Origin of the sequence: Guptibacillus algicola (assembly GCF_020171805.1) — a bacterium.
GTDB lineage: Bacteria > Bacillota > Bacilli > Bacillales > Guptibacillaceae > Guptibacillus > Guptibacillus algicola.
Window position 1 is genome coordinate 708,264 of the sequence record NZ_JAIVAF010000003.1, and the last position, 24,135, is coordinate 732,398.

Annotated in this window: 26 protein-coding genes and 1 tRNA gene; 18 read left to right on the plus strand and 9 right to left on the minus strand. The window is 39.7% G+C overall.

The genetic code is table 11. The annotated features are described in order from the left end of the window. Nucleotides 1-16: 16 nt before the first annotated feature. The gene (locus LCM09_RS11240) at nucleotides 17-739 is read right to left on the minus strand and encodes an alpha/beta hydrolase (protein WP_224881615.1); all 723 of its coding nucleotides are present in this window, start codon (nucleotides 737-739) and stop codon (nucleotides 17-19) included. Between the two features lie 113 nt (nucleotides 740-852). Between LCM09_RS11240 and LCM09_RS11245 the strand changes: the two genes are divergently transcribed. Both LCM09_RS11245 and LCM09_RS11250 read left to right on the plus strand, forming a co-directional pair. After that, nucleotides 853-1,407, plus strand: a complete 555-nt coding sequence (locus LCM09_RS11245; RefSeq protein ID WP_224881617.1) for a phosphatidylglycerophosphatase A family protein — start codon at nucleotides 853-855, stop codon at nucleotides 1,405-1,407. A 109-nt stretch (nucleotides 1,408-1,516) separates the two neighbouring features. Beyond that, a tRNA-Val gene (locus LCM09_RS11250) sits at nucleotides 1,517-1,591 on the plus strand. Nucleotides 1,592-1,642: 51 nt separating this feature from the next. On the opposite strand, the gene LCM09_RS11255 is transcribed toward LCM09_RS11250, so the two are convergent. Further along, complete coding sequence (locus LCM09_RS11255; RefSeq protein ID WP_224881619.1) at nucleotides 1,643-1,939, minus strand: DUF3892 domain-containing protein; 297 nt, start codon at nucleotides 1,937-1,939, stop codon at nucleotides 1,643-1,645. A gap of 19 nt (nucleotides 1,940-1,958) precedes the next feature. After that, nucleotides 1,959-2,774, minus strand: coding sequence for a hypothetical protein (locus LCM09_RS11260; protein ID WP_224881621.1), 816 nt, complete (start codon nucleotides 2,772-2,774; stop codon nucleotides 1,959-1,961). A 129-nt stretch (nucleotides 2,775-2,903) separates the two neighbouring features. Here LCM09_RS11260 and LCM09_RS11265 point away from each other — a divergent pair, with 129 nt between their 5' ends. After that, entirely contained in the window at nucleotides 2,904-4,787 is a 1,884-nt protein-coding gene (locus LCM09_RS11265; RefSeq protein ID WP_224881623.1) for a PAS domain-containing sensor histidine kinase, read from the plus strand. Continuing rightward, nucleotides 4,780-5,160: a VOC family protein gene (locus LCM09_RS11270; protein ID WP_224881625.1), complete on the plus strand. Its 381-nt coding sequence runs from the start codon at nucleotides 4,780-4,782 to the stop codon at nucleotides 5,158-5,160. The genes LCM09_RS11265 and LCM09_RS11270 overlap by 8 nt, the downstream gene beginning before the upstream one ends. Before the next feature lie 68 nt (nucleotides 5,161-5,228). Here the strand turns inward: LCM09_RS11270 and LCM09_RS11275 are convergent, their stop codons facing one another. Beyond that, the gene (locus LCM09_RS11275; protein WP_224881627.1) at nucleotides 5,229-5,375 is read right to left on the minus strand and encodes a hypothetical protein; all 147 of its coding nucleotides are present in this window, start codon (nucleotides 5,373-5,375) and stop codon (nucleotides 5,229-5,231) included. 138 nt (nucleotides 5,376-5,513) lie between these two features. Between LCM09_RS11275 and LCM09_RS11280 the strand changes: the two genes are divergently transcribed. The 5 genes from LCM09_RS11280 to LCM09_RS11300 all read left to right on the plus strand — a co-directional run bounded on the left by LCM09_RS11280 (nucleotide 5,514) and on the right by LCM09_RS11300 (nucleotide 9,816). Then, nucleotides 5,514-5,672 (plus strand): hypothetical protein, encoded by a 159-nt coding sequence (locus LCM09_RS11280; RefSeq protein WP_224881629.1) that lies wholly within the window; start codon nucleotides 5,514-5,516, stop codon nucleotides 5,670-5,672. A gap of 178 nt (nucleotides 5,673-5,850) precedes the next feature. Further along, nucleotides 5,851-6,876 carry a magnesium/cobalt transporter CorA gene (gene corA, locus LCM09_RS11285; protein WP_224881631.1) on the plus strand — a complete coding sequence of 342 codons (1,026 nt, stop codon included), beginning with the start codon at nucleotides 5,851-5,853 and terminating at the stop codon, nucleotides 6,874-6,876. Between the two features lie 12 nt (nucleotides 6,877-6,888). Continuing rightward, complete coding sequence (locus LCM09_RS11290; protein ID WP_263622915.1) at nucleotides 6,889-7,620, plus strand: SDR family NAD(P)-dependent oxidoreductase; 732 nt, start codon at nucleotides 6,889-6,891, stop codon at nucleotides 7,618-7,620. A gap of 113 nt (nucleotides 7,621-7,733) precedes the next feature. Continuing rightward, entirely contained in the window at nucleotides 7,734-8,189 is a 456-nt protein-coding gene (gene cbpB, locus LCM09_RS11295) for a cyclic-di-AMP-binding protein CbpB (RefSeq protein WP_224881634.1), read from the plus strand. A 109-nt stretch (nucleotides 8,190-8,298) separates the two neighbouring features. Continuing rightward, nucleotides 8,299-9,816: an MDR family MFS transporter gene (locus tag LCM09_RS11300; protein WP_224881636.1), complete on the plus strand. Its 1,518-nt coding sequence runs from the start codon at nucleotides 8,299-8,301 to the stop codon at nucleotides 9,814-9,816. 1 nt (nucleotide 9,817) lies between these two features. On the opposite strand, the gene LCM09_RS11305 is transcribed toward LCM09_RS11300, so the two are convergent. Beyond that, nucleotides 9,818-10,192, minus strand: coding sequence for a VOC family protein (locus LCM09_RS11305; protein ID WP_224881638.1), 375 nt, complete (start codon nucleotides 10,190-10,192; stop codon nucleotides 9,818-9,820). 12 nt (nucleotides 10,193-10,204) lie between these two features. Further along, the gene (locus tag LCM09_RS11310) at nucleotides 10,205-10,945 is read right to left on the minus strand and encodes a sulfite exporter TauE/SafE family protein (protein ID WP_224881640.1); all 741 of its coding nucleotides are present in this window, start codon (nucleotides 10,943-10,945) and stop codon (nucleotides 10,205-10,207) included. 174 nt (nucleotides 10,946-11,119) lie between these two features. On the opposite strand from LCM09_RS11310, the gene ccpC reads away from it, so the two are divergent. The 3 genes from ccpC (at nucleotide 11,120) to LCM09_RS11325 (ending at nucleotide 13,921) form a co-directional block, all read left to right on the plus strand. Next, complete coding sequence (gene ccpC / locus LCM09_RS11315) at nucleotides 11,120-11,977, plus strand: transcriptional regulator CcpC (protein ID WP_224881641.1); 858 nt, start codon at nucleotides 11,120-11,122, stop codon at nucleotides 11,975-11,977. A 101-nt stretch (nucleotides 11,978-12,078) separates the two neighbouring features. Further along, entirely contained in the window at nucleotides 12,079-12,798 is a 720-nt protein-coding gene (dapD, locus tag LCM09_RS11320) for a 2,3,4,5-tetrahydropyridine-2,6-dicarboxylate N-acetyltransferase (protein ID WP_224881644.1), read from the plus strand. A 7-nt stretch (nucleotides 12,799-12,805) separates the two neighbouring features. Beyond that, on the plus strand, nucleotides 12,806-13,921 hold the full coding sequence (locus LCM09_RS11325) for an N-acetyldiaminopimelate deacetylase (RefSeq protein WP_224881646.1): 1,116 nt from the start codon (nucleotides 12,806-12,808) through the stop codon (nucleotides 13,919-13,921). Between the two features lie 344 nt (nucleotides 13,922-14,265). Here the strand turns inward: LCM09_RS11325 and LCM09_RS11330 are convergent, their stop codons facing one another. Beyond that, nucleotides 14,266-15,042, minus strand: a complete 777-nt coding sequence (locus LCM09_RS11330; protein WP_224881648.1) for a sulfotransferase family 2 domain-containing protein — start codon at nucleotides 15,040-15,042, stop codon at nucleotides 14,266-14,268. Nucleotides 15,043-15,276: 234 nt separating this feature from the next. Here LCM09_RS11330 and LCM09_RS11335 point away from each other — a divergent pair, with 234 nt between their 5' ends. Then, the gene (locus LCM09_RS11335) at nucleotides 15,277-15,522 is read left to right on the plus strand and encodes a YkuS family protein (RefSeq protein WP_224881650.1); all 246 of its coding nucleotides are present in this window, start codon (nucleotides 15,277-15,279) and stop codon (nucleotides 15,520-15,522) included. 52 nt (nucleotides 15,523-15,574) lie between these two features. Here LCM09_RS11335 and LCM09_RS11340 read toward each other — a convergent pair whose 3' ends face one another. Both LCM09_RS11340 and LCM09_RS11345 read right to left on the minus strand, forming a co-directional pair. Continuing rightward, nucleotides 15,575-15,778, minus strand: coding sequence for a ChaB family protein (locus LCM09_RS11340; protein ID WP_224881652.1), 204 nt, complete (start codon nucleotides 15,776-15,778; stop codon nucleotides 15,575-15,577). Between the two features lie 61 nt (nucleotides 15,779-15,839). After that, entirely contained in the window at nucleotides 15,840-16,676 is an 837-nt protein-coding gene (locus tag LCM09_RS11345) for a mechanosensitive ion channel family protein (protein WP_224881654.1), read from the minus strand. A 282-nt stretch (nucleotides 16,677-16,958) separates the two neighbouring features. On the opposite strand from LCM09_RS11345, the gene LCM09_RS11350 reads away from it, so the two are divergent. From LCM09_RS11350 to LCM09_RS11370, 5 genes are all read left to right on the plus strand, one after another. Further along, nucleotides 16,959-17,507 (plus strand): peroxiredoxin, encoded by a 549-nt coding sequence (locus LCM09_RS11350; protein WP_224881655.1) that lies wholly within the window; start codon nucleotides 16,959-16,961, stop codon nucleotides 17,505-17,507. A gap of 349 nt (nucleotides 17,508-17,856) precedes the next feature. After that, nucleotides 17,857-19,611, plus strand: a complete 1,755-nt coding sequence (locus LCM09_RS11355) for an ABC transporter ATP-binding protein (RefSeq protein ID WP_224881657.1) — start codon at nucleotides 17,857-17,859, stop codon at nucleotides 19,609-19,611. 19 nt (nucleotides 19,612-19,630) lie between these two features. Continuing rightward, nucleotides 19,631-21,433, plus strand: a complete 1,803-nt coding sequence (locus LCM09_RS11360) for an ABC transporter ATP-binding protein (protein WP_224881659.1) — start codon at nucleotides 19,631-19,633, stop codon at nucleotides 21,431-21,433. 261 nt (nucleotides 21,434-21,694) lie between these two features. Further along, on the plus strand, nucleotides 21,695-23,032 hold the full coding sequence (locus tag LCM09_RS11365; protein WP_404800830.1) for a cytochrome ubiquinol oxidase subunit I: 1,338 nt from the start codon (nucleotides 21,695-21,697) through the stop codon (nucleotides 23,030-23,032). Between the two features lie 11 nt (nucleotides 23,033-23,043). Beyond that, complete coding sequence (locus LCM09_RS11370) at nucleotides 23,044-24,060, plus strand: cytochrome d ubiquinol oxidase subunit II (protein WP_224881663.1); 1,017 nt, start codon at nucleotides 23,044-23,046, stop codon at nucleotides 24,058-24,060. Nucleotides 24,061-24,135: the final 75 nt, after the last annotated feature.

The window sequence follows — 24,135 nt, forward strand, 5'->3', positions numbered from 1 at the left end:
AGAAATGGTAATATGCTTACAGCTTAAACATATGAAGGAGAGCTCTCTTCATATCTGGCTGCCAGTGTTTCCAAAGGTGTCCACCTTCGAATTCATCATAAAAATAATCGAAGTCTCTTTCTTTGATAACGTTGCTCAATTCTCTATTTGGATCAATAAAATTCTTTGTTTGTCCATCAGTTGTAGGCACTTCTGTTTCTTCGGTACCAATCACATGGTAGATCGAAAGGAGTTCAGGCTCTTTGCAGTTCTCTACTTTCTCTTTTAAGTCTTCATCAACGTATGGAGAGTGTAAAATAGCTTTACCAAATGTTCTCGGATATTCAAGACCTGCTCGAAGCGCAACAGTTGCAGCGAGTGAGTCCCCAATCAATGCACGACCGTATCCTAGATGGAACGTTGCATACTCTTCATCAAGAAACGGAACGAGTTCATTAACAAGGAAACGTAGGTAAGCTTCACTTTGCTCGCCCTCAGGGTGATATTTTCTTCTTCTGTCTTCAACACTTTTGTATGGTATACCTACGATGATCAACTCTTCGATTTCATCGTTTTCGATTAGCTCATCTGCTGTACGACCTAGTCGTCCTAGCTTAAAGTAATCGCTACCATCATTGGCGATTAAAAACGAATATTTATACAATGGAGAGTAATTGTAAGGTAAATAAATTTGAAGCTCAATTTCTTCTTGTAAGTGTTCGCTATATATGGATGTGTCCTGGTATGTGCCTCTATTCATTTCAAAGCCTCCTGTGTAGTTGTGAAAGTTTGTTTATTTGACATTCTAATTTTTCAAAGTGATATAATGATTCTAACATACTTACTTTTTGGGACATAGAGAGGAGAACTATCATGAAGAAAAGGATACATAGTCGAGAAGTTGAAGCAGCAACAAGAGCATTAATAAAGGAGCGCGGCGTGTCTATTCAAGATATTGCAGATATTGTTTTCAAAATGCAATCTCCTTATGTAGATGATCTATCGATGGATGACTGTATAGAAAGTGTAGAAGCAGTTCTTATGAAACGAGAAATTCAGCATGCTGTACTCGTTGGAATCGAGCTCGATAAGCTAGCTGAACAGGGGAAACTTTCAGAGCCACTTCAGTCAATCGTTGAAATGGATGAAGGGTTATTTGGAGTCGATGAAACGATTGCACTAGGAGCAGTGTTTGGCTACGGAAGCATAGCTGTTACAACGTATGGTCACCTCGATAAACAAAAGATTGGGATCATCGAGAAGCTCGATACGAAGTCTGGGAATGGTGTGCATACGTTCTTAGATGATCTTGTTGCTAGCATCGCATCGAATGCATCTAGTCGTTTGGCACATAGACTTCGCGACCGTGAAGAAGCGCTAGATGAAGAAGAGCGAGAAAAAAGAGATAAAGAAGAACGAATTGGTTAACTTAGGTAGGGGTCTTTTGATGAATGAGACCCCTAAAAAAAGATTCTGAGGAAAGTATTGACAGCTCCTTATGCGTTCATGTATATTATTAAATGTTCTAGCACAAACTGATCCGTTAGCTCAGCGGGAGAGCACTTGCTTGACAGGCAAGGGGTCACTGGTTCAAATCCAGTACGGATCACCATACATAAATGACCAAGCGCGACCCTCCATAGGTCGCGCTTTTTTGCTTCTTCTAAAATTCTGGCAGGTGATCAAGGTTATTCTCTTTAATTCCGTCGGGTTCACTTCTTATAATATCTCGCCCATATTTATGAAAGATGTCAATTCCACTGAGTTTACCGCTTTTTGCTGCTTCTAATGCTTGAATATAGTCGAGTTCTTCTCCGGTATTCGTCTTAAATGCAATAAGATCGCCATCATCACTTTTCCTCACTGCTGATACATACATATCACCGCGTTCATGTGGAGCAGGTGGATCATTCGCTTTTTGCTGCCGATATATCTCATATGCTTTTTCATATCGATCCATTTTTAATCAATTCTCCTTTCTAATCGATGATGTTGAGTAATGGTTTTGTATCGATCTTCCACTTACTAGTGAGTGGGTCTCTTTTCGCCTTTAGTGATAAAACGGTTGTAATCGTTCCAGCATCAGAGATATAGATCTCTACTTTCGTTTGGATATGACGAACAAACGGGTTTTTCTCATCTTTTTTTGAGGATTGTATTGTCCAATTTGTCATGTACATCTTCGAAAGTTTTTTCATGCTCTTTTGTGAGTCATTTATAACGACTTTCTCTAGTAGTGTTTTATCTGTATTATTGATCGCGATCATGACTACATCGAGGATTTCCTCAGGTGTTTTCTTTCCTAAATAATCATCTATTCTACCTGCAGCTTTCAATACCATCAAATGGTGCGCAGGATCAGGTTCTTTTGATCGGTGAGTTGAACTATTTAAGAAATGCAAACAAAAATGACCGTTGAATCCGTTTTGCAATGCCCCTGCGCCATGAGGCATTCCGTTCATCGAAGCAGCGATAAACTGTCCATCGATGGAAACGATTGCTGCACGACGTTTCCAGCTCCATTCTTTGTAAATCGACTTCATGATATTCGTATCTTTCTTTGTTAGTGGTTGTACATCAGCATGATCACTTCCGGCTCTTCGTTGAACGTTAAATGTCTTACCAGTCTCCACATCTTTAATCGAAAAGACTGCATCTCTAGGAATGATATTTTCTACTTCTTTCCAGGGGATGAGCTGTACCTTATGGTCGATGGGAGGAATTGCTTGTGTGTGTGCACGTGTCTCTATAGGAAAAAGACATAGAATAGTGATGATCGTAATAAGCAACTTCATCTTCATACCCCTTGTTTAACTGGAATCTTCATTATTTTGCACATTGATTTATGTAGTATTCCCATAAATATAGGAGTAGTACAATCAGCATGCTATAATTGTAGTAATGTTACTAAAAGGAGAACGCTTATGAACCGATTGGAAAATGATTTGTTATTTCTAAATACCGATGAAAACTCGATTCAAAACGAAAGCGATCTTCGTAAAGAGTTAGTGGAAAAAAGTAAAAAGCTCTCTCATATATTCAGCTCTTCAAAAGATGGTATCACGTTATTTAACCAAGAAAATGAATTGGTGGAAATCAATCAAGCTTGCTGTGACATTTTCGAAATAACACGTGAAGAAATTCTTCACATGAAAATCGGTCATCATGTCCAACCAAAAGGTAGAAAAGAGTTCGAAAAAATGATGAGGAGACTATCAGAAACAGGCTATGTTCGCGGACAGCTCCCAATACGATTAGCTAATGGAAAAGAAAAAGTGATCGAATTATCGATTACATCACATGCATACAAAGATTTAAATTTATCAATTATTAGGGACATCACATCTGAGCGTGCATTATTTGAAGAATTAATGGAAAACAAAGATAAATTCAATAGTATTTTTGAGCATGCTTTAGACGGCATTTTAATATGGAATAACGACCGGATGATCGTTGACGCAAATGCAGCCGCATGCAAGCTATTTAATTTAACAACAGAAGAGATAAGAAACTATAATTTATTCGACTTTCTAGAAGGGAACAGTGTGTCGAAAGGGAAAGTGTTTCAGCACCAGCTCGAGGAAAAGGGAGAAATTAGAGCGGATTTAGAGTTTACGATGGCAGGTGGAGAGAAGAAGTTCTTGGAGTTTACTTCTAAGAAGAGTATTCATGGTGGTCTCTACATGACTATTTATAGAGATATTACTGAAACAAAAGCGATGATTGCCGAAATAAAACAAAGCGAAGAACGCTTTCGAAGGCTCTTTGAAGGCGCATTAGATGGAATGGCAATCATACATGAAAACGGATTGATTAAAGATGTTAATCACGCGTTCGTTAACATGGTGAATCTCGATAAAGATTACTTGATCGACTGTCACTATAACGAAATTAAAGGTGATTGTGACATAATCTGGGATCTCCAATCACCAAATGGGAGAAATGGAGAAGGGAAACGGTGGGATCCTGAAACAGGAACCGCCCATACGTATAGTTTCACAGTGAGTTTTCAGATTTATCCGAATCATCACTTAGTCATCGTTCGCGATGTATCAAAAATCAAAGAAGCTGAAGAAATTGCCAAAAAGACAGAGACGAGTAATGTACTCTCAGAACTTGCCGCAGGTGTCGCACACGAGATTCGAAATCCACTTTCATCGATAAAGGCTTTTCTGCAACTACTAAAAGGGAATGATTCTGTGAATCAAGACCTTCTTAATGTTGTTGGAACTGAAATGAAAGAAGTTGAAGAATTCGTCAATGAGTTTCTTCTTCTCTCAAAGCGAGAGGTAGTATCGTATGATCAGGTGAATTTAACTGAACTACTTACTCAAATTAGTGAAAGTCTTTCCGAGAAAGCAGCAGAACATAACGTTGACATCATTATGAAAAGCGATCATGATATACACTGTTTATGTATCCGATCTCACATCAGACAAGCCTTATTTAACATCATAGAAAATGGAATCGAATCCATGCTTAGTGGAGGAACGTTGTCGCTCTCCATTACACTAAGTTCAAAAAGTATGATACTGATTGAGGTTACAGATGAAGGTGCAGGAATACCTCATCAAATCATCAACAAGTTAGGCGAGCCTTATTATCATACTTCTGATAAGGGCACTGGACTTGGTTTGATGGTCAGTTACAAGGTGATTGAAGAGCATGGCGGGTCGATTACGGTAACGAGTAAAGATAATGTTGGCACACGATTTGTGATCGGATTGCCGTTAGAATGCAAACGGAAAGAACAAGAAGGAAAGCGTAGAAGTAAGAGTGGGCATGAGAAGGAGAGGAAGCATGATTGAAGTAGCGAACATTCATCACGTAAGTTTGTCAGTGACAGATTTAGTTAAATCAAAAGAGTTCTATACGAACATCATCTGTCTTGAAGAAATTGAGCGTCCTAACTTTGGATTTAAGGGAGCTTGGTATCAAGTTGGCAATCAACAGCTTCATTTAATCGAGTATCCTTCATCAAGTTCAATTAGAGGTTCGAGCGATTTAGATTCAAAAGTAGGTCACTTTGCACTGCGTGTTAACGATTATGACGAATGTGTAAAGTGGTTAACGAATAAAGAGGTTGAATTTCATGAAAATCGAACGAGTAGAAGTGGGTTCGCACAGGTTTTTGTTGCTGATCCTGATGGAAACTTGATCGAATTAAATACGGAACAATAGAAAAGAGCCCTTCCTTAGGATGAAGCAGATATCTGCGTCCGTTCAAAGGAGGGCTCTTTTTTATTTTCTTACTTGTTTTGGAATTCATTATGCTCTCGCTGTGGATTAGCGGCTTTTTGAGCATCCTTCACAACTTTTTTTGCTTCTTCAGCACGGCGTTGTTCTTCTTTGGCTTTTTCTTCAATCTGTCTTATTTCTTCATTAGAACGATCCAAAATGGGATTCCTCCTCTAAAAATATCTTTACCGTACCTTACCTTAGATTTATCAAAGAATCAAGTAATTTACAGCCTTTTCTGACATTTTATCCAATGGACAAGCATAAATTGGTATCAGGAGAGGGGATGATAGGAAATGGTTGAAGTGCTGCTTGGATTAATCGCTATGTTTCTAGGATTAGGGTTATTTATGGTCGTTATTTGGAGAGGGATCAGAGTAGACTCCGCAAAACATGACCTAGAATTTCTGTGGGAGAACTATACAGAGGTTATTGAAAAAGAAAAAGCGCTATAACTCGACAACTTAAACCCGCATTGCGGGTTTTTATTATTGTAGCAACAAGCAAAAAGGGAGAAGCTGGTTTTTGATATTCTTGTTTTGGGTAATTTAGTATAGAAATGAGGTGAGTGCATTGGGACTGAGACGACGAATCAAAAGCCCCCGTAAAAGAAATAGAACACAAAAAAGAGGAATGCCGCCTGGCTCTCTCGTTTACGTAGGGGAAGAACACAAGGAAGAAGTGACGATCTCCAGCATCGAATTCAATGAACATGAAGTAAACGAAAAACAACATGCTTCATTGGACGATCTTAAACCCATGATCCATTCAGAGAAAATCACTTGGATTAATGTGAACGGTGTACATAATGTAGAGGTAGTTGATGCAATTAGTAAGATGGTGGGGCTTCATCCTTTAACAACAGAAGATATTTTAAATACGGAACATCGTCCAAAGATCGATTTCTTTGAAAATCACTTACTTGCTATTGTGAAGATGATCGACCTGGAACAGGATGAAAGTGAACTTGATATCGAACAAGTTAGCTTTATATTATTGGAAAATACTGTTGTTACGTTCCAGGAAAAGAAAGGCGACTTATTTGATCCAGTTAGACTCATGTTAAAAGAAAACAAAGGCAAAATAAGAAAATCGGGTGCTGATTTTCTATTTTATTCTCTGATGGATGTCATATTTGATCAATATCTAATCATTATGGATGAAATGGACGATCGAATCGCAACTTTAGAAGGAAATATAATGGAGGATCCAGATAATCATTCGTTACAAGATATTAATGAATATAAGAACACGATTCTGCAACTAAAGAAAACAGTGTGGCCTGTCCGAGAAGTTGTTAATAAACTCATTAACCGAAAAGTACCATATATCAGTGAATCGATTTCATTTTACCTGCAGGATATTCATGATCACATTGTCCAAGCGAACGATATGGTCGAAACGTCACGGGGTCAATTATATGGGTTGTTGGACGTGTATTATTCCACATTAAGTATGAAAATGAATGAAATAATGAAAGTACTCACGATTGTATCTACGATTTTTATCCCATTAACATTTATAGCTGGAATCTATGGGATGAACTTTGCACATATGCCAGAACTAAGTCTTTCATGGGGCTATCCAGCGGTTTGGATCGTCATGATTATTATCACAGGTATTATGGTGATGTACTTTAAAAAGAAAAACTGGTTTTAAGAGGTGAATCGGATGGAAGAAGTAGTTGTGGTAACAGGAGCAGGGCATGGAATCGGACGGGGAATTGCGGTCGAGTATGCTGAAAAGGGAAGTTATGTGATCTTAGCGGATAAAGATGTTGAAAACTGTGAACAGACGTTACGAATGATGAAGGGAAACAATGGTGAAATTATTAAAGCGGATGTAAGTGATCCTGAATCCATTCAAGCATTGATGAATACAATCGATCAAAATTTTGGAAAGTTAGATGTCTTAATAAATAATGCTGGTGTCACTGCTTTTACACCAATGGACGAGCTCAGCGTGAATGAATGGGATCATATCATAAATACGAATTTAAGAAGTGTTTTTCTTTGCTCTCAGGCAGCAGCGAAGATAATGAGGAAGAATGAAAGAGGCTCCATTATTAATATAGCGTCAACTAGAGCGTCTATGTCTGAACCAGGCAGTGAAGCATATGCTGCAAGTAAGGGAGGAATCGTTGCGCTTACGCATGCCCTTGCGATTTCTCTTGCAGAGGACCATATTACCGTAAATAGTATCAGCCCAGGCTGGATCGAAGTTTCAGATTATGAAGGGCTACGAAATAAAGATCATCTTCAGCATCCTTCTAAAAGAGTAGGTAAGCCATCAGATATTGCTAGAGCTTGCCTGTTCTTATCACACCGAGACAACGATTTCGTTACTGGCGAAAACCTTGTGATCGATGGTGGGATGACTCGTAAAATGATCTATGAACACTAAAGCGATTGCAGTTAACGGACAATCATGTTTCATGTTACTATTAATAAAGACCCTTCATTAGAAATTAGAAAAAAAGATTAACAGGGTGAATCATGCTTGAGGGGAAGTTGTAAATGGCTAAGCATATGGAATTGCCTAATTTGTACGAAACAGGAATACAAGATTTGATCATCTCAGCTGAAAAAGTGGCTCACGTCCAATTGTCTAACCCGCTGGAGCACGCCATGCTTATTCTTATTAAATCTGGATATTCTTCTATACCTGTTCTTGATACAAAGTTCAGGCTAAAAGGATTAATCAGTCAACCACTTATTTTGGATTCGATCCTTGGAATCGAGAGAATTGAGTTTGAGAAGTTAAGCGACTATGTTGTTGAAGATGTCATGAACACTGACATTCCATGCATTAATGAAAATGAAGGTTTTTTCAAAGGTCTAAAGCTATCGATCGATCATCCTTTTTTATGTGTAGTGGATGACGAGAACATTTTCAAAGGGATCTTAACACGAAGAGCACTCTTGAAATTTGTTAACAGGTATCTTCACGAATCCTCATTTAAACGATCATAATAAACTCAGGTGAGAAACCCGGTATGGAAATGCCGGGTTTTTCTGTATTCATCTGTTTAAAAAACTTATAAAGTATAGGTATAGAACTTTGATAATTGGAGTTGTGAGGATGAAGTATTTAGCAGAGAAGATTTCTATAAGTGTGAGAAATAAAGAAACAAACCGCCCACTCGTATTGACAGCCATTGTGATCGGTATGTTCATGGCAGCGATTGAGGGAACGATTGTTTCAACTGCTATGCCTGGTATCGTTTCAGACCTTGGTGGCTTCTCTAAATTCAGCTGGGTTTTTTCATCGTACTTGTTAATGTCAGCGATTACAGTACTACTGTTTGGGAAGCTATCAGACTTATTTGGTAGAAAGCCTATTTATACATTTGGAGTGGTAGTGTTTTTATTAGGCTCAGTGTTGTGCGGTTTTGCAGAGACGATGGAAGCACTTATTTTCTTTCGGTTGATACAAGGAATAGGGGCAGGAGCGGTCCAGCCGATCGCACTAACAATAGTAGGGGATCTTTACTCAATGGAAGAAAGGGCGAAAATACAGGGCTATTTAGCGAGTGTTTGGGGGATCTCGGCTATAACTGGTCCTGCACTCGGCGGTCTGTTCGTTACATATTTTGATTGGGCATGGGTATTTTGGATGAACGTACCGCTTGGCATTCTTTCTCTTATTGGAGTTCTTTTATTACTTCACGAGAAAATCGAAAAAAAGAAAAAGTCAGTTGATTACCCTGGAGCTATCATTCTATTACTCTCAGTTAGTGCACTAATGGTTATTCTCATTCAAGGAGGTACCTATTGGGCGTGGTCATCCGTAACAATTATCGCTCTTTCAGGATTTACAATACTAGGCATTTGCTCGTTTTTTCTCGTTGAAAAGCGAGCTAGGGAACCAATTATGCCCCTTGGAATATGGAGGGATCCTGTCATATCTTTATCAAACTCAGTTACGTTTACAACTGGAATTATTATAATTGGTGTTTCAAGTTTCTTACCAACTTTCGTTCAAGGTGTTATGGAAAAATCACCGATCGTAGCCGGATTTACTCTTACTACGATGTCGATAGGATGGCCGATTGCTTCTACAATTGCTGGAAAGCTCGTCATAAAAATAGGTTTTCGAATAACATCTGTGTTAGGCGGTCTTTCGCTTCTTTTGGGGTCTACGATCTATATGTTGATGACGCCAGAACTCGGACCACTTTTCGCAGGCACAGGATCATTCTTTATCGGTATTGGAATGGGTTTAACCTCTACTACATTTATTGTAGCGATACAAGGCGCAGTTCCTTGGGAGAAAAGAGGAATTGCAACAGCTTCTAATGTATTCATGAGAACCCTTGGGAGTGCAGTTGGTGCAGCTCTACTTGGAGGTATATTGAATAGTAGGTTAATGCGATATATCGAGCAACGTCAAACGAGTGAAAGTCTTGGAATTAATTCTGCAAACATGCTACTTGATGAAGAAAAACGTAACACCCTTGATTCCACAACGCTAGAAGTACTACAAAATGGATTAACCGTTTCACTCAAGTGGGTATATGGTGGAATCGGCATTTTAGCTCTTATCAGTTTTGTAGTAGTGCTATTCATGCCTAAAAGGTCAAAGAAAAAATCCGACTGAGTCATAAGTCGGATTTCGGTTGAATAAATTCAATTCTATTTCTGAATGGATCAAAGAATGTAAATCGTTCGAAGCCATCGATTGGCGTTTCTTCTTGGATGAACACATCATGCTTTTCCAATATGGACCGAGCTTCCGAAATATTTCCTACTTCAAAGGCTGGATGACGTTTACCGGGAGATATGTCGGGTTCAGTCCCAATGTGGACCTCAATTCCTGCACAAGTGAGCCAAAATCCTCCATTTTTCTTTAGTGCTTCAGGTTTTTCAATTTCAGTAAACCCAAGAATACCCTTATAGAACGTTCTTGCATGATCTTCCATTCCATGTGGAATACAGATCTGAATATGATGTAATCTACGATAATCGATCTTCATCTCGATACCTCCTTAAAAATGATTTGAGAAAATACTGTAGCAAACTTGGCAAATCAATAGGATCGTCATCGTTCGGAGCAGCCAATTCACTTGTGATAATGACAATTTGTCGGCAATCCTTACCGATATTTGAGCACCCGTGATTGACCCGATAGCAAGTGGTATGGCTATCGCCATATTCAGATGCCCACTCATGAAGTAGACGAGTACAGCACCAGTGCAGCTTAGAAACGTGTTGAAGCGGGTTAAACCGATCGAAAACAGATAAGATAGACCACTCTGTCTAAATAAATGCATTTGAAGTGTTGCTTGACCTGGGCCAAATGAGCCATCATACCAGCCGATTACGCCTAGGAAAGGAAGAGCTTTTGTAGGCACTTTCTTTAGAGTCGTGCTCGATTGCCTTTTTTTGAGAAACGATATCCCTAAAGCTGCGATTAGGAGCGAAGCAGCAAATAGTTGGAGAGCTTGTTCAGATAGTGATGAAGCGAATAATCCTCCACATACCCCACCTACTAAGGCGATTGGACCTGTCTTAAATGCTTCTTTCATCACGAGCTCTTTTCTTCGTAACAATACAAAAAAGCTTGAAAAAGAACTCAGCATGTTAGAGAATTTGTTAGCAGAAATAATTGAGTGGATCGGTAGTCCGAGTAAGATCATAGCAGGAACATTTATTAATCCCCCGCTACCTGATAATGTTCCTATAAAGGTAGCGATAAGTCCAATTCCAAAAAGCCACAGCCATTCCATTTGTATCACCCTTTAATTCATCGTTTGCTCTTTCCTGTAGGAGTCTCTTCCTTTAGTATAGTATCGAACAGGTGATAATGAAATTAGATAATAATGATTAAAAGACATAAGAAAAACTTATAGTATAGGTGTAATGATTACGAATAGATAGTTCGAATGATGGAGAGTGATGACATGAGTACTGAATATAAAGTGCTTTCGATTCTTGATGAAGAAAAAAACATGCGAAGAGCGGCAGAGCGGTTGTATGTGTCTCAACCCGCTTTAAGTCAGCGTCTGCAGTCCATTGAAAAAGCTTGGGGCGTTCCGATCTTCCTTAGGTCGCAAAAAGGATTAACGGTAACACCTGCAGGAGAGCGAATCATAGCTTTTGCAAACGATACGTTGAAGAGAGAAGAAAAGGTTTATGAAGCCTTAACATCGCTAAGTTCAGAAGTTCACGGAACGTTGAAGCTTGCAGTGGCATCCATAATAGGACAGTATTGGCTTCCTTCAATATTAAAAAGATTTGTGGAGAATTACCCTAGCGTGAAAATTTCTCTCGTAACAGGGTGGAGTAGTGAGATTCTGAAGTATTTATATGAAGATGATATTCACGTGGGTATTATAAGAGGGAAACCAGATTGGAGAGGGAGAAGCCATTACCTGTTATCAGATGAACTCTATTTAGTCGATACAACTATTCGTTCGATCGAAGAGCTTCAACAAACGGAGAAACCCTTCATCCAGTTCAAAAGTGATTCGACCTATTACCAGGAGATTCAAGAATGGTGGCAAACTCAATCATTTGCACCTCCAAAGAAAACGATTGTCGTCGATCAAATTGAGACGTGCAAACAGATGGCGCTTAACGGCATCGGGTATGCCATTCTTCCATCGATTAGTATCACAGAGGACGTGAACGAATACTATAGGATTCCTTTGTTAGACAAAGAAGGAAAGCCGCTGAAAAGAGATACATGGCTTTTAACAAATGATACAGCACTACAACTGAAACAGGTGGAGAAATTTCTTGAACTACTTGATACCTAGTAAATCATTAGACTTCACGAAAATTATCATGTACGATAAAATGAAAAGCATGCGGCAAAGCCGTGTAGCTATTTGGATGTAACTAAGGAGGAAGAATATTCATGAAACAGATGGATGCAAACGAAATTATTAGCTTTATTCAAAACAGCGAGAAATCAACTCCTGTTAAAGTACATATTAAAGGGAACCTAGACGGAATCGACTTCGGTAGTAACACGAAGACGTTTATTACCGGTGATACTGGTGTTCTTTTCGGTGAATGGAAAGAGATTAAGCACGTACTTGAAAATGAGGCTTCAAACATTGAAGATTACGTTGTAGAAAATGATCGTCGTAACTCTGCTATCCCGATGCTAGATCTTAAAGGTATTCAAGCTCGAATTGAGCCAGGAGCGGTTATTCGTGATCAGGTTGAGATCGGTAACAATGCTGTCATCATGATGGGTGCAATGATCAACATTGGCTCTGTAGTCGGCGAAGGTACGATGATCGACATGAACGTTGTTCTTGGTGGACGCGCTACTGTAGGTAAAAACTGTCACATCGGTGCAGGTGCTGTTCTAGCAGGTGTCATCGAGCCACCTTCTGCATCTCCGGTAATTATTGAAGATGACGTAGTAGTCGGTGCGAACGCTGTGGTTCTTGAAGGCGTAAAAGTTGGGAAAGGTGCAGTTATTGCGGCTGGATCGATCGTAACAGAAGATGTTCCTGAATTTACGCTAGTTGGAGGTACTCCTGCAAGAGTACTAAAAGAAATCGATGATCAAACTCGCTCTAAGACTGAAATCAAAAAAGAGCTTCGTCAGCTAAAAGCAGACTGATTTCAGAATGGACAATAGAGCAGTAAGAAGAGATCTGCACCGCATTCCAGAAGCAGGGTTTCAGGAATATAAAACACAACAATATTTACTTCAGTTTATCGAACAGCTTTCAGAAGAGCATCTTGAAGTGAAAACGTGGAAAACTGGAATTCTTGTACTTGTAAAAGGTAGCAACCCTTCAAAGACCGTTGGTTACCGCACGGATATAGATGGTCTTCCTATTAAAGAGGAAACAGATTATCTGTTTCAATCTGAACACGAGGGTTACATGCATGCGTGTGGACATGACTTCCATATGACGATTGCTTTATCGCTTCTTGAGCATTATTCTGGCAATCAGGTGAAAGACAATCTACTCTTTATTTTTCAACCGGCAGAAGAAGGCCCAGGTGGAGCTCTTCCGATGTTAGCATCAGAAGAATTTAACGCTTGGAAGCCTGATCAAATGGTTGCGCTCCATGTTGCACCTGAATACCCTGTTGGTACTGTCGCGACAAAACCCGGTTTGCTTTTTGCAAATACGTCAGAGCTTTTTATCGATTTAATAGGTAAAGGTGGTCATGCTGCTTACCCTCACCTTACAAAGGATATGGTGGTGGCTGGTAGCCATCTAGTGACGCAACTTCAGTCGATCGTTTCGCGAAATATCGATCCTCTTGATTCTGCTGTTGTAACGATAGGGAAAATAGAGGGTGGTACGAAGCAAAACATTATCGCTGAGACTTCTCGTTTAGAAGGCACGATCAGATCTCTTTCAGCAGAGTCCATGACTCTAGTGAAAGAACGAATCGAAGCGATCATTAAAGGAATTGAAGCTTCATTTGAATGTGAAGCAAGCATTGATTATGGTTCGAATTACTATCAAGTATTCAATGAAGCAACTTTAGTCGAAAGATTTATGGAAATCACTCGCAAGCTAAACGATATCTCCGTAATCGAGTGTCGTGAAGCGATGACTGGTGAAGACTTTGGGTATTTCTTACGTGACATACCTGGATTCATGTTTTGGCTAGGAGTAAACTCCGAATCTGGTCTCCATTCTTCTACATTAAAACCTGACGAAGCTGCAATCGACATTGCATACGATGTGCTCACAAACTACATCGATACCATTACAGAATAAGAAGACGCCCCGAGTGAATTACTCGGGGCGTTTCTGCTTTTGAAAAATATGAATTTGGTAATCCCATAGCTCACTTACTTCTCTAAGTTGTTCTATATATCATCTATTTCCTACATAACAAGGTTGATTGGAGCGGAAGGTGCTCGACTTCAGCGGGATGTGCGGGACAGGTGAGACCGCACAGGAGCGATTTTGGCGACGAGGAGGCTCACCGACCGACACGCGGAAAGCGAGCATCCTAGAGCGGAAATCAACTCCCACATGCATAGAAACAACACTCCAAAAAGCTTTAATGATATAACTCAAAAGTGTCTAGATGTTAGCAAAAGAAAATGCTCCTAAGTTCACAAAGGCTTCAAAGTTAAGCTGTAATTGTAATTCTCGAAGTCCTGTTTATATATTTCTCTAACCAAACCGATCGTTTCATCACTATAGAAGTTGTGATATGTCGGTAGGGAATCGTTTAGTGAAGAAGCTGTCATCTTGATATCAGCAAAGGATTCTTCACCGAATTCCGCCATTTTTTGAGCTACATGATGTGGAGACTTAACAATCTTCTCGATAGGAGAGGGGAGAAGGCTATATTGTTTTTCAATCTTCTTTAATTCATCACTGAATTGTTCAAGCCTAATATAGTTCTTTATTAATAATTCTTCCCCTTCAGTGTATTGCTGAGCAATATGAAGGTTGATCGTTCCCTTTTTAACCCCTCTTTTTCGAATTACATACAAAAATTGTTTAAACGACATACCATCTTTCAGATGTGGAGCTAAATTATTCATGATGCTCGGATTGATTAGAGTTGCGAAATAAGAACTCACTGCTCGTGTATATGGATCACGAACAAGCTTGTAAATGTCCTTTTCGTTAGTCATCAACGATTTCGTTATTTTGCTTTTATGATTTGGTTGTTTTTCAAATTCGTTCATTCTATATAGATGAATAGATTCGTAATTCGTTGCAGTTTGAAGTAATCCAATTTGGTAAAAGTACCATTTAACGAGTGATGTACAACCTGCTTTTGGACTCCAGAAAAGTAAAATAGGGAATGTAGGGTCGTATAAAGGAAGTGGTGGCGATACGAGTTTGTTAATGATGACTTCTCGTTCGAGGTTATCCATAGATGTTCGATCATCTCCTTTTAAAGCTAGTCCTATTTTTGAATATATTGATATAGTATGCAGCATAATGTACGAAAGTGAGCCCTAACGCTACTCTTATATATGTAAGTAAACCTATTGGCTTCTTAATGAATTCTTGAGTTTCTTATGATTAGCATGCATAATTTAACAAATATAGTTCATCCTAACTCTAGTACTCGTAACACATACATATAGGGGAAGGGAGTGAATAGCATGAATAGAATCGCTGTAGAAGATACGCTTTCTGACGTAGCACAAGCTCTTCAAGCAAAAGGATATGAAGTGGTGTCCCTTAAACAGGAAGCAGATGCCAACGGCTGTGATTGTTGTGTAATTTCAGGTCAGGATCAGAATGTCATGGGGATGCAAGACGCAACAACCCAGGGTAGTGTCATCAATGCAGATGGCATGACAGCTGATCAAGTTTGTCAGCAAGTAGATAGCAGATACCAGCAATAACATAAAAAAAGGGTGTCACCAAAAGTAGAATTTGGTGACACCCTCTTTTCATTTAATCGTCTTTTTTTACCCAGTTGCCATTATCATTCTTCTTATACTTTTCTTCCACTGCACTCCAAGCTACTTTAAAAGCTGTTTTCTCATTATCGTATTGCTCTGAAGCAGAGTTAAAAGCTTCTTTAAAAATATCTTGAGCGTGAGCGGGAAGATTATCTTTTACCTGATCTGGGAGATCACTTCTTGAATCGTAAGGCAATGACGTCACTCTCCTTAACGGTTTGTCATTACTTTACCCAGTGGTAATTTTGTTTAAACGATTACTGTTCTTTCTTTTCAACGTAAACCTGATGTGGAAACGGAATTTCGATACCATTCGCATCAAACGCTTCCTTAATTTCTTTACGCAGCTGACGTTCTACGCCCCATTGCTCCATATTCTTCGTTTGACAAAGAACGCGGATAACAACATCTGAATCGCCAAGGTTTTGTACACCAAGAACGTTTGGTCCGTCCACGATCGCATCGTTCGTTTCTGCAACTCTCTCACATACATCTTGAAGAACACGGATCGCTTCGTCTATATTATCGTCGTAAGAAATCCCGATATCTACGAGTGCACGCATATTACCCCTAGAATGATTGCTGAGGGAGCTGATCTCGCGGTTTGGCACATAATTAAGTGTGCCATCAAATGAACGGATATGTGTCGTACGTAGTCCAACTTCTTCAACGATTCCTCCGAATCCAGCGGCTGTGACATAGTCACCAACATCCATTTGTTTTTCAAGTAGGATGAAGAATCCAGTTACAACATCGCTCACAAGTCCTTGAGCACCAAAACCTACTGCAAGGCCAATGATACCCGCACCTGCGATCAATGCTTTAATATCAAAACCAAACGTATCAAACACAACAGCTACAACGATGAAGATCAACACATAAGCAAAAACGCTCATCGTTAAGTTCTTAAGCGTGTCTGCTCTGCTTTGGCTCATATTCTTTTTTGTACTTACTTCACTAAAAGACCTTTCAATAAATCGCGTACCTATTGATTTAACAATTGCGTAAACGATAAAGATTGCGATCAGTTGTAAAATTAGAAGTCCTGTATCAACGAGCAATCCTGCCCAGCTGATGTTTTCAATAAAATCCATTTTATTCCTCCTTAAACAGTGCAATATGTATCTTACTGACAAAGTATAGCGAAAAATGACACCTTGGTTCAAGCAATGTGTTATAGAAGACGTAAGAAATAGTTTTATGTATACTTATCATGTCATTGTTTAACGAATAGAATACACGGGCAATATAAGAAGGTACGTCATTTACCATTACATTAAATTCATTATTACTTAATATTGACTATTAAAAATGGTTGTACTATAATGACAAACGTGGGCGAAAGCCGCAGGATATTTTCTAGGAGGGATTTACACATGGCAGAACGCATGGTAGGTAAACAAGCACCTCGCTTCGAAATGGAAGCAGTTATGAACAACAAAGAATTCGGTAAAGTAAGTCTTGAAGAAAACATGAAGAACGACAAATGGACAGTGCTTTTCTTCTATCCAATGGACTTCACATTCGTGTGCCCAACTGAAATCACTGCACTAAGTGACCGTTACGAAGAGTTCGACGATCTAGATGCAGAAGTTATCGGAGTATCTACTGATACTATCCATACACACTTAGCATGGATCAACACTGACCGTAACGAAAATGGTCTTGGTGATCTTAACTATCCACTAGCTGCAGATACGAACCACAAAGTATCTAAAGAATATGGCGTATTTATTGAAGACGAAGGTGTAGCACTTCGTGGTCTATTCATCATCAGCCCTGAAGGTGAACTTCAGTATGCTGTTGTTAACCACAACAACATCGGCCGTGATGTTGATGAAACACTTCGCGTGCTTCAAGCACTTCAAACTGGTGGACTTTGCCCAGCAAACTGGAAGCCAGGCCAAGAAACACTAAACGTATAATAAAGCTTAATGCTTTTGATCAAAACCTCCAGGTTCGCACCTGGAGGTTTTTTAATGTTCAAAAAAACTTTGTAGTTTTAAGGAGACCAATCATATTTTATAGAAATGACGAGTAACAATAAAAATGTAGTGAAAAATTTAAGATGTATGTAACGATGAGAAATTTTCATTTTGTATGTTGTAGAAAGACATTTTGTTTGTTTCTAAAGACTAGTAGACTTCAAGAATTCATTCTTGGAGTTTTTTTTGTTAAATGGTTCTAATTGGTGGTTATTTATTTCGAAATCCGATATATTATGTATATTGTCACTAATTTTACAATTTATTTAAAGTCAAAGGTGGTGTCGCGTTGGATACGTTTAAGAGATTAAAAGAATTTTATTGGCCTTATAAGAAACTGTTCTTACTGTCCGTATTCTCGTTGTTTTTCGTAACTGGGATTACGGTGGTCTACCCCATGGTCCTGCAGTTTACGATTGATGATGTCATCCTCGATCAGCAGTACCAGTGGGTTCCTTATCTAGCGTTTGGATTTATCGCAATTATGGTATTTAAAGGGATTGCGACTTTCTTTCATCAGTACTTAGGAGATCTCTTTGGAGTAACAGCTGTTTATAGACTAAGGGAAGAGCTTTACAAAAAGCTTCAGTATTTACCTTTTAGATACTATGACAATGCGAAGACCGGAGATTTAATGTCACGCTTAACAGCGGATGTTGAGGGTTTTCGCTTTTTCCTTTCATTTGGATTTGCTCAAGTGATAAACTTTTTGCTTCTCATTACGTTCAGTTTAGCCGTTATGTTTAACTATTCCGTTCCACTAGCGTTAGTAACGCTTGGAATGCTTCCGTTTCTTAGTATTGCAGTCTATCGCTTTGATAAGAACGTCCACCCAGCATTCAGGGGTATTAGGAAATCAATGGCAAGATTGAATACGAAAGTACAGGAAAATATCAGTGGAATCAATACAGTTAAATCATTATCAAGAGAAGATTTCGAGATCGGTAAATTCGTAAACAGTAATACGGATTATCGCGATAATTATTTAACAACTTCGAATATTTGGGCGAAGTTCTTCCCGATGATGGAGTTTATTGGAAACCTATGTGTTGTGTTCCTTCTATCATATGGAGGATACCTCGTATTCCAAAACCAGCTTCAGCCAGGTGAACTCGTTGCCTTCTTCAGTCTTGTTTGGTATATTATTTGGCCAATCATGAACCTTGGATTCGTAATCAACACTTTTTCACAATCAAAAGCTTCTGGGGAACGGTTGCTTGAAATCCTTGATGAAAATGAAGATATTTATGATCGAGAAGGCGCGATCGAAGTGGACCGACTAGAAGGACACGTTCAGTTCAATCATGTTACACACAAATACGCGTCTGAAGATGATGAAGCCTTGAAAGATGTCACGTTTGATGCACCTAAAGGGACGACGATCGGTTTACTTGGTGCTACAGGCTCAGGTAAAACAACTGTTACTCAGCTTATTGCACGCTTTTATGAACCGAATAGTGGAGAAATTCTGATCGATGGAAAGAAGATCGACAACTATACCTTCAAGTCTCTAAGACGGAATATCGGAGTTGTTCTTCAGGAAACATTCCTATTTTCATCAACGATCAGAGATAACATCGCCTATGGAGATCCGGATGTATCTTTTGAAAAGATTGAAGATGCGGCGAAAAGGGCGCAGGCACATGACTTTATTATGGAGTTACCTGAAGGGTATGACACGATTCTAGGTGAGCGTGGGATGGGTCTTTCAGGAGGACAAAAGCAAAGGATTGCGATTGCAAGGGCTATCTTGACAGACCCTAGCATTTTAATCCTTGATGACGCAACAAGCGCTGTCGATATGCAAACGGAATTTAAGATACAACAAGCGTTTGAAGAAGTGATGAAAGGCAGAACAACGTTCATCATCGCTCATAGAATTTCTTCGCTGAAGCATGCCGATGAAATCCTCGTATTGAACAAAGGAGAAATTGTAGAGCGAGGCAACCATAACGAATTGGTTAAGAAGGAAGGCTATTATCGAGGAATCTATGACATTCAATATCAGGATCAGAAAGAAATAATGGAGAGACAGACCGTTTGAAAAGGGGGGAAGAATCGGAATGAAACAGAATCGTAGACAGAGATTTCACTATTCTCAGGATTCAGCTATTGAGAAGCAGTTTAATTGGAAGCAAATGTCGAGGCTCCTAGGATACATGGAACCATACAAGAAAAATCTACTGCCAAAAGCCATCATCACGATGCTGATCTCTACAGCGGTACGGTTGATTGTACCAATCTTTATTGGGGTGTTGCTCTTTGATCACGCGATAAAAAATAAAGATGAAACCTTATTGATCCAGCTTATTATTGGGATAGCAGTCCTCTACCTGATATCGTGGATATCAAATACGTATCGTATAAAATGGACGAATCAGCTAGGTCAGTACATCATCTATGACATAAGGCAGGGGCTTTTCAAACATATCCAAAAGCTCTCGCACGGCTTTTTTGATAAGCGGTCTGCTGGGTCAATACTAGTAAGGATCATTAATGACGTTAACTCCATGCAAGAGCTCTTCACGAACGGAGTTATCAACCTCTTGATGGATATCGTTCTATTACTTGGTATCCTCGTAATCATGTTTGTGCTAAGTCCAGAGCTAACGCTTGCAATCATGATTATTCTTCCGCTCATGTTCTTAATCTCAACTAGGTTAAGAAGGAGAATCAGAAGGTCATGGCAGCAGGTTAGAATTAAACAAGCGAAACTCAACTCTCACTTGAATGAAAATATTCAAGGAATAAGAGTGACACAATCATACACTCAGGAAAATGAGAACATGGAGTTCTTTGAAGGTGTAAACCATGAGACGTATGCGAGCTGGAAAGATGCAACTAAAAAAAGTGCGATGTTCAGACCGTTTGTGGAAATGTCGAATGCAATCGGTACTGCCATATTGATTTGGTTCGGGGTATATCTCATTCAAAATGGCATGGATTATGGTGTGTTCGTTACATTCGCATTTTATCTAGGAATGTTCTGGGAACCTATTTCGAGACTAGGGCAAGTTTATAATCAGCTTCTAGTAGCGATGGCATCATCTGAGCGTATCTTTGAATTTCTCGATGAAAAGCCAAACGTACCAGAGAAAAAGAATGCGATCGAATTCAAGGAAATTAAGGGCGAAATTACCTTTGAAGATGTTGAATTCTCTTATGATGAGAAGCGGAAAGCACTTCATCAAATGAGCTTAAAAATGAATGCAGGAGAAACAGTTGCACTTGTTGGCCATACCGGGTCAGGAAAGTCAACAATCGCAAACTTAATCAGTAGGTTTTACGATCCTACGCAAGGCTCGGTTAAAATCGATGGCGTCGATTTAAGAGATGTAAAGTTAGATAGTCTTCGTCAAAAAGTTAGTGTCGTATTGCAGGATACGTTTATTTTCTCAGGTACGATCATGGAAAACATTCGTTTTGGTAGACCGGATGCAACGGACGAAGAAGTGATCGAAGCGGCGCAAGCGGTGGGAGCTGATCAATTTATCAAACGGTTGAGTAACGGATATGAGACTGAGGTAGAAGAGAGAGGTAACGTTCTATCAGTAGGTGAACGTCAGCTATTATCTTTTGCCAGAGCTCTGTTAGCAGATCCGCGCATTCTAATTCTCGATGAGGCTACTGCTAGTATCGACACGGAAACAGAGTTAAAGATACAGAATGCTCTTAACGTCGTACTTGAAGGTCGAACAGCAATCATGATTGCTCACCGACTGTCAACGATCCGTAATGCAGATAATATAATCGTTTTAGATCATGGTGAAATTTTAGAACAAGGAAACCACAATGAACTGATGAATAAGGGAGGCACCTATTACGAATTAGTAAAGTCACAGTTCAATATGATGGATGCAGGATAAGAGGAAGGAGCCCATTTTGGGCTTCTTTTTTATGTCGATTAGGATGAGATGGTAGAAAAGTGGAAAGCTCATCAAAATACAAAAACTTGTTAATTCGATTTGACCTGCCAATAAACTTCTTTTATGTAGTTTGTGATACTTGTCACAAAGTCTTCGGTAAGTCATAATAGAGTAGTAGATTATTTCACAAGTTTGTTTGTTTTTGTTCAAGGTGATAAGGGAAGATGAGTTATATGATTTTGAGGAATAAAGGGGATGAAGATGGTGGAGATGGATTCAGCGATGCTCAGCAGGCTTTTAACAAGCCTTACACTAGGGTTTCATATCATATTTGCGACTCTTGGTGTTGGTGTGCCTTTGCTTATCAGTTTAGCAGAATGGATCGGAATTAAACGAAATGATCCTTACTACACGTTACTAGCAAGAAGGTGGTCAAGAGGCTTTGTCGTAACAGTTGCAGTAGGGGTTGTAACAGGTACGGCTATCGGTTTACAGCTTTCTCTGTTATGGCCGAATTTCATGCAGCTTGCAGGACAAGTGATCAGTTTACCACTATTTTTAGAGACGTTTGCTTTCTTCTTTGAAGCAATCTTTCTAGGTATCTATTTATATACATGGGATCGGTTTAAGAAGCCAATCTATCACTGGTTGATTTCAATTCCAGTTGTAATTGGTTCAACGATGTCAGCGGTCTTTATCTCAACAGTCAATGCGTTTATGAATGCTCCACAGGGCTTTACCATGGTTGATGGAATATTGACTGATATTGAGCCGCTTGCTGCGATGTTCAATCCTGCCACGCCAACAAAGGTAGGACATGTCGTGATGTCCTCATATCTGACATCGGCGATGGTACTAGCCGCGATCACAGCATTCATGATGCTTCGGGGCAAGAATGGTACGTATTACAAAAAAGCGTTGAAACTGACGATGACAGCTGGCTTTATTTTTGCAATTGGAACCGCGATGGTTGGAGATTTTGCAGGGAAGTTTCTTGCTGAATACCAACCTGAAAAACTAGCTGCTGCAGAATGGCATTTTGAAACGAAAGGGAATGCAGACTTAATTGTTGGCGGTATTTTAGATGAAGAGAATGAGGAAGTAAAATACGGTCTCGTGCTACCTAACTTCTTAAGTATCCTTGCTCACGGTAACCCTAGTGCGGAAGTGATGGGCTTGGATCAAGTGCCTGAAGATGAGATTCCGCCACTCTTTATCCACTACCTTTTTGATGGCATGGTAGGAATCGGAATGTACTTAGCAGCTATAACGTTCTTCTATATGCTCGCTCTAAGGTTAAAACGATTCAACCCAGGTAATCGATGGTTATTAAGACTTATCGTCCTTGCAGGGCCGTTATCGATGCTCGCCATCGAATTTGGATGGATCTTCTCAGAAGTGGGACGTCAGCCTTGGATCCTTTGGGACATCCTTCGAACAGGTCACGCTGCAACAACATCTGATCACGTAGGCTTGATGCTGATCTTGTTCCTATTGTTGTACATCGTCCTCGGGACGCTATGTGTCATCGTTCTTAGAAAGATGTTCCATTCAAATCCAGCAGAAAATGAACTAGAGGAAATCGCAAAAGCTAGATAGGGGGTGTCAAGTTGGATATTCAGGTTATTGGGATTACGGTGCTATGGGTATTTCTATATGGTTATCTCATCACTGCTTCAATCGATTTCGGTGCCGGTTTCTTTGCATACTACGGTGAGCTAACCGGCCGAGATCATATCATCAACCGTATTATCAGCCGGTATTTATCTCCAGTTTGGGAAGTAACGAACGTATTCTTCGTATTCTTCTTTGTAGGTCTGATCGGATTCTTTCCAGACACTGCTTATTATTTCGGAACGGCATTGCTTGTACCAGGAAGTATTGCGATCATTCTCATCGCCATCAGGGGATCGTTTTATGCGTTTGGGAACTACGGGGCTAAAAAGAGTAGAGTTTATACCTTCTTGTATGGAGTGACAGGGTTATTGATTCCTGCTTCGCTCTCAACAGCGCTCACTTTGTCTGAAGGTGGTTTCATAGAAGAAGTTGACGGCAATGTTACGTTTCTCGCTGGTGAACTGTTTACAAGCTTTTACTCATGGTCAGTCGTGATACTTGCGATTGTTTCTGTGTTGTTCATCAGTGCAGCATTTCTTACGTTCTATGCTAGCCGAGCGAATGATAAGCCTGCTCTAGAACTGCTAAGAAAATATGCTCTCTTTTGGAGTGCGCCAACCATCTTAGCTAGTATTCTGGTGTTCGTTGCGCTACAGCAACATAACCCTGAGCATTTTGCGAGCACGCTCGACTATGCATGGCTGTTTATTGCATCACTGTTTTGTTTCTTAGTTGCAACATACTTGATCTTTCATAAGAAACGCTATGGAACAGCGTTTATCTTTGTTATGCTGCAATTCTTTTTTGCCTTCTTTGGTTACGGGGTGTCACACCTTCCATGGATTTTATACGACTACGTTACGATTTATTCTGGCTACACGAATGAAACGATGGGGGTTTACCTTGTCATCGCCTTTGTAGCAGGTTTATGCTTACTCGTTCCTTCTCTTATCTTATTGATGAGACTATTCCTCTTTGATGCTGAGTATGTAAAAGGGAACAAGTCGTAAAGAGATTATATTGACACGGTGAGACAACGTGATAGGATAGAGTTAACAACGTGGCAGCGGATCGCTGTCACGTTT

Bases quoted from the DNA above. Each gene is read 5' to 3' on its own strand.
- LCM09_RS11350 (WP_224881655.1), top strand. From the start codon at position 16,959: ATGGCAGAACGCATGGTAGGTAAACAAGCACCTCGCTTCGAAATGGAA.
- LCM09_RS11305 (WP_224881638.1), bottom strand. From the start codon at position 10,192: ATGAAGATCGATTATCGTAGATTACATCATATTCAGATCTGTATTCCA.
- LCM09_RS11345 (WP_224881654.1), bottom strand. From the start codon at position 16,676: ATGGATTTTATTGAAAACATCAGCTGGGCAGGATTGCTCGTTGATACA.
- corA (WP_224881631.1), top strand. From the start codon at position 5,851: ATGCCGCCTGGCTCTCTCGTTTACGTAGGGGAAGAACACAAGGAAGAA.
- LCM09_RS11325 (WP_224881646.1), top strand. From the start codon at position 12,806: ATGGACAATAGAGCAGTAAGAAGAGATCTGCACCGCATTCCAGAAGCA.
- LCM09_RS11280 (WP_224881629.1), top strand. From the start codon at position 5,514: ATGGTTGAAGTGCTGCTTGGATTAATCGCTATGTTTCTAGGATTAGGG.
- LCM09_RS11265 (WP_224881623.1), top strand. From the start codon at position 2,904: ATGAACCGATTGGAAAATGATTTGTTATTTCTAAATACCGATGAAAAC.
- ccpC (WP_224881641.1), top strand. From the start codon at position 11,120: ATGAGTACTGAATATAAAGTGCTTTCGATTCTTGATGAAGAAAAAAAC.
- LCM09_RS11260 (WP_224881621.1), bottom strand. From the start codon at position 2,774: ATGAAGTTGCTTATTACGATCATCACTATTCTATGTCTTTTTCCTATA.
- LCM09_RS11335 (WP_224881650.1), top strand. From the start codon at position 15,277: ATGAATAGAATCGCTGTAGAAGATACGCTTTCTGACGTAGCACAAGCT.
- dapD (WP_224881644.1), top strand. From the start codon at position 12,079: ATGAAACAGATGGATGCAAACGAAATTATTAGCTTTATTCAAAACAGC.
- LCM09_RS11290 (WP_263622915.1), top strand. From the start codon at position 6,889: ATGGAAGAAGTAGTTGTGGTAACAGGAGCAGGGCATGGAATCGGACGG.
- LCM09_RS11365 (WP_404800830.1), top strand. From the start codon at position 21,695: ATGGTGGAGATGGATTCAGCGATGCTCAGCAGGCTTTTAACAAGCCTT.
- LCM09_RS11245 (WP_224881617.1), top strand. From the start codon at position 853: ATGAAGAAAAGGATACATAGTCGAGAAGTTGAAGCAGCAACAAGAGCA.
- LCM09_RS11330 (WP_224881648.1), bottom strand. From the start codon at position 15,042: ATGGATAACCTCGAACGAGAAGTCATCATTAACAAACTCGTATCGCCA.
- LCM09_RS11310 (WP_224881640.1), bottom strand. From the start codon at position 10,945: ATGGAATGGCTGTGGCTTTTTGGAATTGGACTTATCGCTACCTTTATA.
- LCM09_RS11360 (WP_224881659.1), top strand. From the start codon at position 19,631: ATGAAACAGAATCGTAGACAGAGATTTCACTATTCTCAGGATTCAGCT.
- LCM09_RS11255 (WP_224881619.1), bottom strand. From the start codon at position 1,939: ATGGATCGATATGAAAAAGCATATGAGATATATCGGCAGCAAAAAGCG.
- LCM09_RS11270 (WP_224881625.1), top strand. From the start codon at position 4,780: ATGATTGAAGTAGCGAACATTCATCACGTAAGTTTGTCAGTGACAGAT.
- LCM09_RS11300 (WP_224881636.1), top strand. From the start codon at position 8,299: ATGAAGTATTTAGCAGAGAAGATTTCTATAAGTGTGAGAAATAAAGAA.
- LCM09_RS11240 (WP_224881615.1), bottom strand. From the start codon at position 739: ATGAATAGAGGCACATACCAGGACACATCCATATATAGCGAACACTTA.
- cbpB (WP_224881634.1), top strand. From the start codon at position 7,734: ATGGCTAAGCATATGGAATTGCCTAATTTGTACGAAACAGGAATACAA.